The sequence below is a fragment of the Fimbriimonadaceae bacterium genome, from assembly GCA_019638775.1.
In the GTDB taxonomy this organism is placed as follows: Bacteria; Armatimonadota; Fimbriimonadia; order Fimbriimonadales; family Fimbriimonadaceae; genus JAHBTD01.
The window spans coordinates 276,809-289,471 of sequence record JAHBTD010000001.1 but is presented as its reverse complement, the minus strand read 5'-3'; the positions used below and the strand labels follow the sequence as shown (position 1 = coordinate 289,471).

The 12,663-nt window shown below is 55.9% G+C and carries 13 protein-coding genes and 1 tRNA gene; 4 read left to right on the top strand and 10 right to left on the bottom strand.

What is annotated here, in order from left to right:
* Positions 1-6: 6 nt before the first annotated feature.
* The 4 genes from KF784_01370 to KF784_01355 all read left to right on the top strand — a co-directional run bounded on the left by KF784_01370 (position 7) and on the right by KF784_01355 (position 3,564).
* Complete coding sequence (locus KF784_01370; protein MBX3117685.1) at positions 7-1,503, top strand: ABC transporter ATP-binding protein; 1,497 nt, start codon at positions 7-9, stop codon at positions 1,501-1,503.
* A complete protein-coding gene (locus tag KF784_01365) occupies positions 1,500-2,492 on the top strand; it encodes an ABC transporter permease (protein MBX3117684.1) in 993 nt (330 codons plus the stop codon). The genes KF784_01370 and KF784_01365 overlap by 4 nt, the downstream gene beginning before the upstream one ends.
* On the top strand, positions 2,485-3,339 hold the full coding sequence (locus tag KF784_01360) for an ABC transporter permease (protein MBX3117683.1): 855 nt from the start codon (positions 2,485-2,487) through the stop codon (positions 3,337-3,339). Before KF784_01365 ends, KF784_01360 begins: the two co-directional genes overlap by 8 nt.
* A 150-nt stretch (positions 3,340-3,489) precedes the next feature.
* Positions 3,490-3,564 (top strand) — tRNA-Met (locus KF784_01355).
* 24 nt (positions 3,565-3,588) lie between these two features.
* Here KF784_01355 and KF784_01350 read toward each other — a convergent pair.
* The 10 genes from KF784_01350 to KF784_01305 form a co-directional block, all read right to left on the bottom strand.
* Positions 3,589-4,104, bottom strand: a complete 516-nt coding sequence (locus KF784_01350) for a hypothetical protein (protein ID MBX3117682.1) — start codon at positions 4,102-4,104, stop codon at positions 3,589-3,591.
* A gap of 3 nt (positions 4,105-4,107) precedes the next feature.
* Entirely contained in the window at positions 4,108-5,337 is a 1,230-nt protein-coding gene (locus KF784_01345; GenBank protein ID MBX3117681.1) for an ABC transporter permease, read from the bottom strand.
* 12 nt (positions 5,338-5,349) lie between these two features.
* On the bottom strand, positions 5,350-5,601 hold the full coding sequence (locus KF784_01340; GenBank protein MBX3117680.1) for a hypothetical protein: 252 nt from the start codon (positions 5,599-5,601) through the stop codon (positions 5,350-5,352).
* Between the two features lie 3 nt (positions 5,602-5,604).
* Positions 5,605-6,831: an ABC transporter permease gene (locus tag KF784_01335; GenBank protein ID MBX3117679.1), complete on the bottom strand. Its 1,227-nt coding sequence runs from the start codon at positions 6,829-6,831 to the stop codon at positions 5,605-5,607.
* The gene (locus tag KF784_01330) at positions 6,831-8,477 is read right to left on the bottom strand and encodes an efflux RND transporter periplasmic adaptor subunit (protein MBX3117678.1); all 1,647 of its coding nucleotides are present in this window, start codon (positions 8,475-8,477) and stop codon (positions 6,831-6,833) included. The genes KF784_01335 and KF784_01330 overlap by 1 nt, the downstream gene beginning before the upstream one ends.
* A 61-nt stretch (positions 8,478-8,538) precedes the next feature.
* The gene (locus KF784_01325) at positions 8,539-9,738 is read right to left on the bottom strand and encodes a peptidase C39 family protein (protein ID MBX3117677.1); all 1,200 of its coding nucleotides are present in this window, start codon (positions 9,736-9,738) and stop codon (positions 8,539-8,541) included.
* A 40-nt stretch (positions 9,739-9,778) separates the two neighbouring features.
* Positions 9,779-10,000 (bottom strand): acylphosphatase, encoded by a 222-nt coding sequence (locus KF784_01320; protein ID MBX3117676.1) that lies wholly within the window; start codon positions 9,998-10,000, stop codon positions 9,779-9,781.
* Positions 10,001-10,167: 167 nt separating this feature from the next.
* Positions 10,168-10,545 (bottom strand): hypothetical protein, encoded by a 378-nt coding sequence (locus KF784_01315; protein MBX3117675.1) that lies wholly within the window; start codon positions 10,543-10,545, stop codon positions 10,168-10,170.
* Between the two features lie 58 nt (positions 10,546-10,603).
* Entirely contained in the window at positions 10,604-11,698 is a 1,095-nt protein-coding gene (mqnC, locus tag KF784_01310) for a dehypoxanthine futalosine cyclase (protein ID MBX3117674.1), read from the bottom strand.
* A gap of 99 nt (positions 11,699-11,797) precedes the next feature.
* Positions 11,798-12,568, bottom strand: coding sequence for an HAD family hydrolase (locus KF784_01305; GenBank protein ID MBX3117673.1), 771 nt, complete (start codon positions 12,566-12,568; stop codon positions 11,798-11,800).
* Between the last annotated feature and the right edge of the window lie 95 nt (positions 12,569-12,663).

The window sequence follows — 12,663 nt, the reverse complement described above, 5'->3', positions numbered from 1 at the left end:
GTAGGCATGCCTTACGCAGTCTCAATGCAGGGAATGACAAAGCGCTTTGGGGCTGTTGAAGCGCTCAACGAAGTCACGTTAAATGTGGCGTCGGGGTCGATCCATGCCGTCGTCGGCGAAAATGGCGCAGGCAAAACCACGCTGATGCGCATTCTTTATGGGGCGCTGGCGGCTGACGAAGGCCTCCTCAAAGTTAACGAGAACGAGGTCCACTTCAAGAACGCCGCACAGGGCATCGCCACCGGGATTGGCATGGTGAGTCAGCACTACAGCATCATCCCAGAGCTCACCTGCTTGCAAAATCTGATGCTTGGGGCGGAGCCTGGGCCGCTCATCTCGCTGAAACCCGCCCAAGAAAGGGCTCAATCACTGGCAGAGCGGATGGGATTCACGTTTGAATGGGACGCGCTGGCGGAAACCCTCTCCCCCGCTCAAGCCCAAAAACTGGAGATTCTGAAGCTGCTTTGGCGCAACGCCAAGATCATGATCCTCGACGAGCCAACGGCAATGCTCTCGCCACAAGACAGCGCTCAACTTTACGCAAGCCTTAAACGGCTCGCTTCAGAAGGGGCGACCGTTATTGTCGTGACACACCGAATCCCTGAGGTCTTGGAGCATTGCGACGACGTGACGGTACTGCGGGGCGGGAAGCTGATCACCTCCAAGCCAGTAAGTGAAACGGACTGTCCAGAGTTGGCAGAACTGATCGTGGGCCACGCAATGTCGGCTCCACCAGAGCGTGCAGAGAGGCAAGGGGGCTCGCTGATTTTGGTGATAGATCGCCTTACCGTGAAGGGTCATCGCGGCGAAGACGCCGTGAAAGAGCTTTCCCTTGAGGTTCGTAAAGGGGAAGTGGTTGGGATTGCAGGGGTAGATGGCAGCGGGCAACGCGAACTGTTTTGGGCGCTCATGGGGATTCTCAGGCCGACTTCCGGGCTGATCAGCTTGGATGAAATCACCCTTAACGACAAGACCACTGCCGAACGAATTGCGCTTGGTCTGCGACTCATTCCCGAGGACCGCCATGAAGAGGGCGTTGTCGATTCTTGGCCCTTGACGGAGAACGCCATGCTGGGGCTTCAGGAGATCCCTCCATTTAGTGATGGAAGATGGATTCGCACCGAACCCAAGCATCAGGCAGCGAATGAAATCGCCGCGATGTTTGATACCCGCCATGGCGGGCTGAACTCCCCAATGCAGAGCCTGAGTGGAGGAAATCAGCAACGGTTTGTCGCGGCGAGGGTGTTGTGGTTGAACCCAAAGCTCATACTCGGATTCCAACCGGCGCGCGGGCTCGACATCGACGCTACCCGACGGCTCTACGACAGCATACGCGCCAAGTGTCAAGAGGGTGCGGTGGCGCTCATCGTGAGCTACGATCTCGACGAACTCCTGGAAAACTGTGACCGACTGGTGGCGATGAACCGGGGACGGCTGCACAATCCTCCGGCTGGGCAGGAAAGGGACCGTGCCACGGTCGGGCAATTGATGGTGGGAGAATGAGCCGCTTCAAGATTCCGCTCCTCATCCTGGGATCGTTCTTGCTGCTTCTTGGGGCCGTGTGGCTAACCGGCGTTTCTCCAATCGCAGCGGTACAGGCTCTGTTCAAGGGAAGTCTAGGAAGCTCCAATGCCGTGAGCGGAACTCTAAGAGAGATGACTCCGTTGCTCATCGCCGGACTTGCCGTGTTCATCGGTCTGCAGGCGGGTCTGTTTAACATCGGCGTAGAGGGTCAGCTCTTGGCGGGGGCAGGCGCAGCGACCTGTGTCGGATTGGCAATTCCAGGTTGGATCGGCATAGTGTTGGCGCTTATTTCGGGCTGCGTTGCCGGAGCTATTTGGGCGTATCCAGCAGGTTGGATCAAGGCATACCGAGGCGGGCACGAGGTCATTACGACGATCATGTTGAACGAAGTTGCTTTCCGGCTCACACAATATCTCACAGCCGGACCGCTCAAGCAGGAAGGCCAGCAGAGCGCGACGACGGCAACGTTGTCCGAAGGAACCCGATTAGGCAATGTATGGTCAGAGCCACAGGTCAATTTAGCCCTCCTTTTGGCGTTGGCGATTCTGCTGGGGTTCGGGATTTGGTTCAAGCGAACGGTCGCGGGATTTGAGCTAAGGCTCACCGGTGCGAAGGCTCGAGCCGCTGAGTTTGCCGGGGTGAACGTGAAGCGGGTGACCGCACGGGCGATGGCGGTCTCAGGTGCGCTCGGCGGACTGGCGGGGGCTTGTCAAGTACTCGCCTTTGAAGGTCGCTTCTATGCCAATTTCTCATCGGGATATGGGTTCGAGGCTCTCGGAGTCGCGCTTCTTGCCGGAGGCACACCGATCGGGCTCATCCCTTCGGCATTTCTCTTTGGAGCTTTGTCGAAGGGTTCAACCGCCTTGCAAGTTGAAGGTGTTCCGAAGGGGATTACCGGTGTTGTTTTGGGGGTGCTGATTATCGTCTACGCCGTCATTCGCTATCGAAAGCAGGTGCGTCATGATTGATCTTCTCATCGCCTTGTTGGGGAGCACGATCACCCTAAGCGCACCCTTAATCCTTGCTGCTTTGGGCGGATTCTTCAGCGAGCGCAGCGGCATCATCAACATCGCGCTTGAGGGAAAGATGCTCTCGGCAGCGTGTCTGGCTGCGATAGTCGGCTTGAGCTCAGGAAGTGCAATGTTCGGTCTGCTGGCCGGGATCGGCGCAGCGGTTGTGATGTCGCTCCTGCACTACCTGCTTACCCAAACCTACAGCGTCGATCATGTGGTGAGCGGCATGGCGGTAAACATCATCGCCTTTGGGGGGACCAACTTCTTGGCCAGCACATTCATGGATGAATCGTTCGCCGCGAAGGTGCCGATCATGCCAGTGGCAATGTACGACGCGCTGGCGTTCTTGCTCCCACTTCTGTGTCTGCTTTATGTGCAGCGGTCACGCGGTGGGCTTCGTCTGCTCGCGCTGGGGAATGACCCAGACAAGGCTCGGCAAATGGGAGTTTCAGCAGTCCGAGTTCGGCTGATGGCGTTGCTGGCAACTGGTGTTTTGTGTGGGTTGGCAGGAACGCTGATGGTGAGCACAACGCGCGTTTTTAGCGACGGAATGACGGCGGGTCGTGGATTTATCGCGCTTGCTGCCCTCGTGATCTCCGGATGGCGACCTATTCCAACGTTGATAGCGTGTGTTGCCTTTGGGTTTTTTCAGGCCCTCCAGATCAATCTGCAAGGGATCAAGATTGCGGGCTTGGAGCCGCCTCCCGAGTTTTGGCAATCCTTGCCGTATTTGGTGACGGTAGTTGCCTTGGCAGGACTGCTTGGGCGGAACCAGGCGCCTGCGGGGTTGGGCAAGCCGTAGGAATTTTGGTTTTGGATTTTGGATTGGGGATTTGGGATTGCTGATTGCTGATAGCTAACCGCTGATAGCTGACATCTGATGTCCGACCGCTGACCATCGGGACCCTTGCAACCGATACTAAAATCGACGCATAATATCAGTTCCCTGGATGGCGGCGTAGCTCAGTGGTAGAGCACACGGTTCATACCCGTTAGGTCGGTGGTTCAAATCCACTCGCCGCTACCAAATCCACTTTTCATCGTTGACGGCTCATTCGGGCTTTTCGTCGGACTGTTGTGTCTGGCTTTTCTGCTTTGGCTCAGACCGCTCCAGGATTTTGAGCATCATGGTTGTCGCGTCATAAAGCCGTAAATCAACCTCTGAAGGCATGAGTAGGGTGTCCAGTTGGATCTGGGCGGCCTCAAGTTGAATCCGTGCGTTGGCCGAGTCGATCCGCTGGGCCGCTGTGAGGTACTTCCGGGCGAGGAGATAGTGTTTGTTGGCAAGCTCGCCGAGCAGTCGATAGACAGGATCATCGGACATGATGCCGATCTCTTCGGCGCGCCGCAAGACGTTTGACTTCAAGTAAGGCCGATATCGCCGTCGAATCCGCTGTTCGAGCTTTTCTTCTTTTTGCTGTAGGCGAATACCCTGCTCAAGTTTAAGCGCGTTGAGTTTGTACTTTTCGAGTTCTGTGAGCTCGTCAGCTTCTTGCAATCGAATGATGATGGCGAGCAATCTTGTCGCGGGAAGGAAACGGTATCGACGCGGGACTTTACCGCCCATAACTTAGTCCGTCCTGAGCGCTTCGATCGGGCTCAGCTTAGCCGCACGAATGGCAGGATACAAGCCAAAGACAACCCCGATGAGCGCAGAGAACGCCGCCGCCGCGATACCGGCAACAACCGGGAAAGGCATGGCAAGGCCGCTCTCGGAAGGCCACTTATTGGCGATGGTCATCAGTGTGACCAAGTTCCCCAGCATCCACGCTCCGAACATCCCGATCAGTCCGCCGACAAGGCTAAGCGTCGCCGATTCGACCAAGAACTGGGTTAGAACGGCACCGCTTTTGGCGCCGACGGCCTTGCGCAGGCCAACCTCTTTTGTGCGCTCGGTGACGGAGACCAGCATGATGTTCATGATGCCGATGCCACCGACGAGCAGCGAAAGGGCGGCAACCAACGCCAGGATGACACCGGCAGCTCCAACAACACCCCCAAGAATATTCATGATCGACTCGCGTGAATCGAGTCGGTAGATTTTGCGATTGTCGGATCGGCGCATGAGCGCTTCCCAAGTTCGGTCCATCGTCTCTTCGACGGTGTAACCGGGCTTGGGTTTGAACGAGATCATGCTGTAGTAGCGGCCGCCCAGCCATTTATCTTGGGCGGTGGTGATGGGGACGAGGACGTCGCGAGCGTTGGTCTGCCCCATCATGTCGAAGCGCTTGTACACGCCAACGACCTCAAGGGTGATGCCCTTAAAACTGATGAGCTTGCCAAGGGGATTATCGCCGAGCCCAAGCCTAGTGATGACCTCCTCTCCGATCACGCAAACGTTGGCACGATTGCGGATGTCCGTTTCGGAGATATGTCTGCCTTTGATGAGCGTAAGTCTGTTGAGGATATGGAAGTTGTCGTCCGAGGCAAAAATCCTCGGATTATCGAGCGTGCGATCTTCGTAGAGAACCTTCTGGCTGGGGACCATGAGCATCGGTGCGAGGATGTCGATGGAAGGGACCTGGTCCTTGAGATATTGGAGGTCCTCGTCGCGCAGTCCGGCAATTCCGCTAAACGGTCCGCCCTGACTGCGCCGTCCTCCGTCGTAGCTCACAAAGATGGTGTCTGCGCCGAGTTTCTTGAATTCGTAAGTGACGTAGTATTGGAACCCGTTTGAGATCATGATGATGATCGTCACAGAAAAGACGCCGATGATAACGCCGAGCATGGTCAGGAAGGCTCTCAGCTTGTGCAGGCGGAGCATTCCGAGCGCGATCAGAAACGATTGCCAAAGTCCCATGATGTTGTTCGGCTAGAACCAGCCCTCCGGTGTTCGTTCCATCAGTTGCCGCACGGCGGCGATTTGGTCTTTGCTGGTGTTCCAGCTCTTGACCATTTCGCAGGGCGTGGTTTGTCCGGTGAGCCCCTTGCAAAACTCACTCCATTCGTCCAGGCTTGAGACGGCGACAAGCGGTAGGTTTGCCTTTAGAATTAGGTCGACATTTTCTTCGACCCAGTTTTCCCACAAGGCACGGCTACACGGTTGATGCGGATAATCTGCCATGGTCTACTCCGTCCGCAACGCGTCAATGGGTGAAAGTCTCGATGCACGATAAGCGGGATACAGGCCAAAAACGACGCCGATAAAAGCTGAGAAAATAGCAGCCCCGATGGCGGCCGTAATGGGGAAGGGCGTGGCTAAGCCCTCTTCGGTTGGAAACTTCAACGACGCGGTGAGGATCTGCACCAATTGCCCAAAAATCCACGCGAAGGTCATGCCGATAATTCCACCGACCAAGCTAAGAGTCGCCGATTCGACGAGGAACTGGCTGAGGACGGTGCCGCTGCGCGCGCCGATGGCCTTGCGCAGGCCGATCTCCTTGGTGCGCTCGGTGACGGAAACCAGCATGATGTTCATGATGCCGATGCCACCTACGAGCAGTGAAAGCGCCGCGATTCCGGCAAGCATGATGCCAGCCATTCCGAAGATGCCGTTGAGAACTTGAAGAACCGATTCGTTCGAGTCGAGGCGGTAAAGACGCTTATTGTTTGAGCGTGCCATCATCGCCTCCCAAACTCGATCCATAACGACTTTGACCTTCTCACCCTCCTTCGGGCGCATGCTGATGAACATGACCCGGTCATCGCCCGACCATTTCTTTTGAAAGGTGCTCAGCGGCACGAGGACATCGAATTCGTTGCTGTCGCCAAAGGCGCTGTGCTTCTTCATCACGCCAACGACTTCTACCGATAGACCTCGGAACGTAATGATCTTGCCTAGCGGGTTTTCCGCCTTGAAGAGCCGATTCTTGGTTTCGTCGCCGATGACACAGACGTTTGCAAGGTTTTCGAGATCGGCTTTGTTGATCGAGCGACCCTGGGTGATTTCATAGTTGCTCATCTCCAGGTAGTACTCGTCAACACCCTTGAGCGCCGCTTTGTCCAGGCTTTCGCCTTCGTGAGATGCTTCCAGCTTTCCGCCATCCGTCATCGGAGAGATGATATCAAGCGCCGGGATTCGCTCGCGCAAATAGGTGACATCGTCCATCCGCAGTCCGTCAATGCTGCCCAGCGACTGTCCGCGCTGTCGGCCGGGATCGAAGAAGAGATAGATGGTGTCGGCTCCAAACTGGTTGAACTGTCCGTTCATGTAGGCTTGGAATCCGTTCGAGATCATGACGATGATGGTCACGGAAAAGACGCCGATGATAACGCCGAGCATAGTGAGCAACGCACGCAGCTTATGCGTCCGAAGCATGTCGAGGGCAACGAGAAACGATTGCCACAAGCCCATTATTCGCCGTCTCCACCCGCCTGCATAAATCCTTGTCGTTCTGGACCAGTGAACTTGGGCCGATCGACTTCGGCTCCTTCAGAGACCCCGCTCAAAATCTCGATGTAGGCTCCACTCGAAGCGCCAGTTTGCACCGGAGTACGTTTAGGCTTGGCATCTTTGCCTGTGCCCTTGAGCATGACGAACGAACCTTCTTTATCCTTGCCAACGTATTCGGCGGGCAGGCGCAGGACATTATCGCGTCGGAGAACTTCCATCGTGCACTTGGCTGACATTCCGGATCGGAGCGCGCTGTCACTATTGGCCAGCCAGACCTCAACCTCGTACTTCACCACCGCATCGGCGCTAGCTGCCGCTCCACCTTGCCCTGCAGCAGCGAGGCTTGTACTGGCAGGAGCGATACGCTTGACGGTGCCCTTGAAGGTCTTCTCGGGGAGGGCGTCAACAGTGACGATGGCCTCCATTCCGACCTTGAGTCGGGCGGTGTCGATTTCGTTGATCTCCAAGCGGACTCGCATCGAGTCGCGGTCTTCGATGCGGAAGATCGCCGTTCCTTGGGAGAACCCGCTGAGGCCCGTAACGAGATCGCCGATCTCAAGATAGCGCTTGGCGACAACGCCATCCACCGGAGCGATAATCTTTGTTTCGTTAAGCTGACGCTGGCTATCCTGAAGGACACTGCTAAGCCGAGTCAGGTTGGCTGCCGTTTCCTTCTTGGACTGCTGCATGGCCTCGACGTCACGTAGACCTGCTTTGGCGCGGGCAACTTCAGCTTGGGCCTGCTCAACGTCTCGCTTCTTGTTGACATCTTGAATGCTGTTGACCACTGCGCGGTCATATTCGGCCTGCGCTTGCCGGATCGATTCTTCGGATCGAGATCGCTCAATCTTTTGCTGCTCGTCGAGGCGGTCCAATTGATCCTGAGCAGATCGTAGCCGTACCCGTGCGATGGCGATCTCTTGGCGGGCTGTGTCGAGCCGCTGTCCGGCAACGTATCCCAGCTTAACCAGCTCTTCGATGCGCTTGTATTCCTGCTCGGAGGTGTCGAAAGTTGCTTTAGCTTCGGTGAGCGCCCGCTGGGCTTCTGTGCGAGCATTGGGTTGAGTTGACTTGAGAAGAAGATCGTGGCCCTGCTTCGCCGAGTCCAAATTTGCCTTTGCCTGTCGGATCGCAGCACTTGTGAGTTTGGGCTGGGCAACAAGTTCATTTTGAAGTTGAGCAAGGCGAGCAACAGCGGTATCGTAGGCCGCCTTTGCCGTAATCCGACGCTGCTCTATCTCAATATCCTGTCTGGCGATAGAACTGCGCGCCCCTGACAGCGTGGCGTTGTCCTGATCGACGCGAAGCTGAGTCTCTTGGGGGTCAATCTCGGCGATGAGCTGGCCTTGCTTGACGATATCGCCCTCTTGGACATACATCTTGAGAAGTCGGCCTGTAGCCCTGCTGCGGACCTCCACAGCCTTCACGGCATCGGCAGTTCCGGTTTCGACGACCTTGCGGAGGATCTCACCGCGTTCAACTTTGATGACTCCCTTCTTCGCTTCAGCCGCTGCTTTTTGGGCTGCGCCCATGGTCTTCACCATGTATCCCCCAATTCCACAGATGACCACAACGACGATGAGAAGGACAACGGCGACCTTTTTCATAAGCGAACCCAGTATCCGAGATTACGGCTTGGGGCGGTAGGGCATGTGGGACAGTTTGAGGCTAGGGTCCCGAATACCTGTTACTGATGAGCCTAATGACTGAGTCATGCGACTCAGGAAAAATGAGATAAGTTGTACGATTCGATGTAGCCCATGCTCGCTCGAACGCCCAACGGTCGTAGGTTTGGCGCACGATTCGCTTGCCGGGGTCATTGAAAATGGGATCGCCGTTCTTTGTGAAGCCGACACAGACGACGAGGTGTCCGTCCTTCTTGCCCTGCTTATCCTTACCTTTCAGAAGATCGTAACTCACAGAGCATGCGACCGGGATGCCTTTGGCGATCAGTTGTTCAAGGGTTGCGCTGCTCTCAAGCCGAGCAACCAAGCCTCGCATTCCTGGGAAGCTCCCGGCATAAGCAGTGTTAAAGGGCCAATTTCCGGTGCCCGGCCAATTCGGGTCGTTGACGGCCGCGCAAACTCTTTCGACACCCTCATCCAACTCTGGACGGTTCAGCTTATTTGCCCAGTAAGCGAGGATCATGGATGTTGCAGTTGGGCTGCAAATGGCGCTGCCGTTGGGGTAGTCGCCTTGGCAGCGCTGGGGGACAAGAAGGAGCTTGCCCCATGCTTCCCGAAAAGTAACCTCAAAAGTCATAGGTCCAGCAGAAGTGATGAAAATTGGGTCGCCCTTCCTTAGGGCTGTTCCCGGCTTGCTCGATTCAGGGCTCATATATCTACTTATGAACTCTTCCGAAGTCTGTGGGACTGGAGTTGGTGTTCTTGAATCGACGGCGCTGACAAATAGAGACTTGATCAAGGGATGCCCGTTTGCAGCGAGGAGAGGTCTATCCGACGTGATTCGTATGTCGATTTTTCTGACCGCCTCGTTAAGCACCAAGATGTCCGTTTGCACTTTGCCGAAAGTGTTCGATTGGCCGTTCGTACTCTCACGCACCCCCTTCAAACTCCATGTGCCCAGCGTGAAATAAGGGCCGCGCTGATCCCAGAATACAGGTCTGACCTCAAACTTGATTGTCGCATCGGTGTCACGCTCTACATTCCAGCTCAGAACAATGTTGTTCCATTGAACCAAGGCAACGTCTTCAAGCTCAATAGAAAGCCGGTCAGGTGAATAATCGCGAGTCTTGAACTCCTTGAAGTACAGTGTTTGAGTACTCCTCGCTGGAACGAGCAAAAGTCCCTCAGACTGGGGAAAGCCATTTCCGTTCAATGCTAGTGCAGTGAGCAGGGCTGTTAGCATGGAATCAGTTTAGCTCTCCTCGTTCCAGACGCCAAGTAAATTATCGACTCGGCCCAATCTCGAATCCCTCAAAACTTAACCCACTCACGACCCCTAGATCCTGCACCGATTCCACCCGGCCGGGACCACCGCGAAGCCGAAGCGTAAGGTCGTTCAAGATGGCTTCGATATCGTGCTCGGCAACCAGCTCCACTGCGCCGTCACGAGAGTTCCAGACTTCTCCTTTACACCCGAGCGTCAATGCCGTCTCTTGAACGAACATCCTAAACCCGACGCCTTGAACGTAGCCCGTCACGCGAAAGTGTCTGCACGCCACGGCAAGAGTTTAGCGGCAATCTCAAAGAAACCCGCGAAAAGAGAACTCTTCCCCCTTGATGGGGAGGCGGTGCACGAAGTGAACAAGGCGCGGGTGACGGGCCGTGAGAGATCCTAAGCCTCTTTTGAAAAGCGCTGGATGACTTCGATCTTCCCGACGATATGTGCGTTGAAATCCTCCAACTCCTCCGCAGGTATCCACAGCTCCTGATGCTGGGAAGCCCCGGCAGTCTGCACCGGATACCGCGCCGCCCACTCCGCATCCACCTCAAACCGCGTCACATAGCCCACGAACCCGGAAGCAGCATCCTTTGTGTTCCAATCGCGAGCGATCTGGATGGCGTACTCCTCGCTGAGGACAGGGTAGAAGATCGGCTGGATCGGGAGTCGGGGAGGGAAGGCGGCATAGCCGGACTGTGCGATGAGGTCCAGTTCGGCCTGTCCAACGGGTCTGTACAGGATGAGCGTCTTGCCAGCAGATGAACTCAACATGCGCTCCTGTCGGATTTCGGATATCGGATCACCGATCACCGATTACTGATCACAAAACTCAAATCAATTCGTACCGCGTGTTTCTTCGATGCGGCTCATAGCCCGCATCCCGAATCTCTCGCTCGAACTCTTCAGCGCTCAGGATGAACTTATTGCCCGCCGCAGAAACGACGTTCTCCTCAATCATGATCGAGCCGAAGTCGTTCGCGCCGTAGTTCAGCGCGGTCTGTGCGATCTTCGGTCCCTGGGTGAGGATAGACACCTGTAGATTATCGATATTGTCTAAGAAAATGCGCGAAACTGCTACAGTTTTAAGATAATCCCAGCCCGACGCTTTCTTCGCAATCGGCAGGTTAGTATCTTCAGGCTGGAAGTTCCAGGTGATAAAAGCGCGGAACGGATTGCACTCATCTTGCAGGTCACGAATGCGCCCAAGGTGCTCCACCCGATCTTCAATCGTCTCCACATGCCCAAACATCATCGAAGCCGTGCTGCGAATGCCAAGGGCAGACGCCGTGCGCATACACTCCAGCCATTCGTCGGTCGTGTCTTTGTAAGGGGCGATAATTTTGCGAACGCGGTCGACCAAAATCTCTCCGCCCGCACCCGGAATCGAGTGTAGGCCCGCATCCTTCAGCCGTGCAAGGCAATCGTGAAGGGTCAGCTTCGAGATGTGGGCGATGTAAATGATCTCTGCCGGGGAGAGCGCATGGAGGATGACACCGGGGTAGGCGGTCTTAATCTTGCGGAAAATCTCTTCGTAGTATTCGATCTTGAGTTTGGGGTTCAGACCACCCTGGAAAAGGATCTCAATCCCGCCCTTATCCACCGTGTCCCCAACCTTCTGGAGAATCTCCTCTTCGGGAAGGAGATAGCCCTCATCATGCCCTGGAACCCTGTAGAAAGCGCAGAATTTACACCGCACCCAGCAGACGTTGGTGTAGTTCAGAATCCGTCCGATGATGTAGGTGACTGTGCGCCCAGGGACCCGCTGCTGCCTTCGATGGTTGGCAAGGGTCGCCAGATCCAACGGGTTGTTGTGCTCAAAAAGGAACAGAGCTTCATCCGCCGAGATTCGCTCGTTGTTGAAGACCTTGTCTGCGATGGAGTCAAAGGTGATCCCTTCGAGACTCGTGGGCGCGACGGAAGACATTAGGCTTATTGTACTCGGGAGGCGGTTTTGGTGGTTCGGACTATCGGCGATTGGGCGGTGGATTACTCGGGTGAGACACTCAAACCACAACGAAATGCCCTATAGCAAGGTGAGCAGCGGCGTTAGGCTGCTCTCTTCAAGATCGGGCCGGGGTGCGCCTTCAGGGCGGTCTTCGGGCATGGGATGAATTCCCGGTGCGCTGGGCGGGATATCGCTTGCCCGCCGCACCCAAAACGTTTTCCATCCAGCAAGGATCGCGGGCTCAATGTCGTGACGATAGCTGTTGCCCACGAACAAAATCTGCTCGGGCGGGAAACCCACAGCCTGCTCGGCCATGCGGAAAAGCTCGGGCACGGGCTTGCCAAATCCGACCTCTCCTTCGATGTATATGTGGTCGAAGAACCGTTCGATGTTGAGGGTGTTGACCTCTTGCCGCTGGATGTCGGCGGGACCGTTGGTCATCAAGCCGAGCGGATATCTTCCGTAGAGGTGGTTGAGGACATCAAGCGACTCATCAAAGAGCTTAAGATTCGCGTCACGCAAGGTCATGTAGGTGTGGCTGAGGGCTTCGGCGCGGGGGGTGTCGTCCACACTGACCCTTTCAAGGGCAAGACGCATCTGTTCGGTTCGCGTCTTCGTGCCAGATTTCAGGTACTCGGCATAAAGATCGGTGCGTTTGACTCGAGGGCTGAAATCTCGGAAAGCTCCTGCCCAATGCCCAATCATCTCTTCGGGCGTGTAGCCGTCTGGACCGTGCTGCTCAAATGCTGATCGCAGGGCGGCTTTGGAGGCGATCCAATAAGCGCACAGGGTGTCGTCGAGATCGAAATACACGGCCTTGACGTCGGCAAACGGGTTTGAGCAACTCACAATAGGCTTAAATTATGGCGGATCGGAAGCGTGTCCCGACCCGCCAATTGGCAAATAGTACGTCGTCCGTCCTGGCTGGGCTTGCCCAGTAGCTT

Coding starts and splice junctions, on each gene's coding strand:
- KF784_01360 (MBX3117683.1), top strand. CDS start 2,485: ATGATTGATCTTCTCATCGCCTTGTTGGGGAGCACGATCACCCTAAGC.
- KF784_01320 (MBX3117676.1), bottom strand. CDS start 10,000: ATGTTCGTTCAAGAGACGGCATTGACGCTCGGGTGTAAAGGAGAAGTC.
- KF784_01325 (MBX3117677.1), bottom strand. CDS start 9,738: ATGCTAACAGCCCTGCTCACTGCACTAGCATTGAACGGAAATGGCTTT.
- KF784_01370 (MBX3117685.1), top strand. CDS start 7: ATGCCTTACGCAGTCTCAATGCAGGGAATGACAAAGCGCTTTGGGGCT.
- KF784_01350 (MBX3117682.1), bottom strand. CDS start 4,104: ATGGGCGGTAAAGTCCCGCGTCGATACCGTTTCCTTCCCGCGACAAGA.
- KF784_01315 (MBX3117675.1), bottom strand. CDS start 10,545: ATGTTGAGTTCATCTGCTGGCAAGACGCTCATCCTGTACAGACCCGTT.
- KF784_01365 (MBX3117684.1), top strand. CDS start 1,500: ATGAGCCGCTTCAAGATTCCGCTCCTCATCCTGGGATCGTTCTTGCTG.
- KF784_01345 (MBX3117681.1), bottom strand. CDS start 5,337: ATGGGACTTTGGCAATCGTTTCTGATCGCGCTCGGAATGCTCCGCCTG.
- KF784_01330 (MBX3117678.1), bottom strand. CDS start 8,477: ATGAAAAAGGTCGCCGTTGTCCTTCTCATCGTCGTTGTGGTCATCTGT.
- KF784_01340 (MBX3117680.1), bottom strand. CDS start 5,601: ATGGCAGATTATCCGCATCAACCGTGTAGCCGTGCCTTGTGGGAAAAC.
- mqnC (MBX3117674.1), bottom strand. CDS start 11,698: ATGTCTTCCGTCGCGCCCACGAGTCTCGAAGGGATCACCTTTGACTCC.
- KF784_01335 (MBX3117679.1), bottom strand. CDS start 6,831: ATGGGCTTGTGGCAATCGTTTCTCGTTGCCCTCGACATGCTTCGGACG.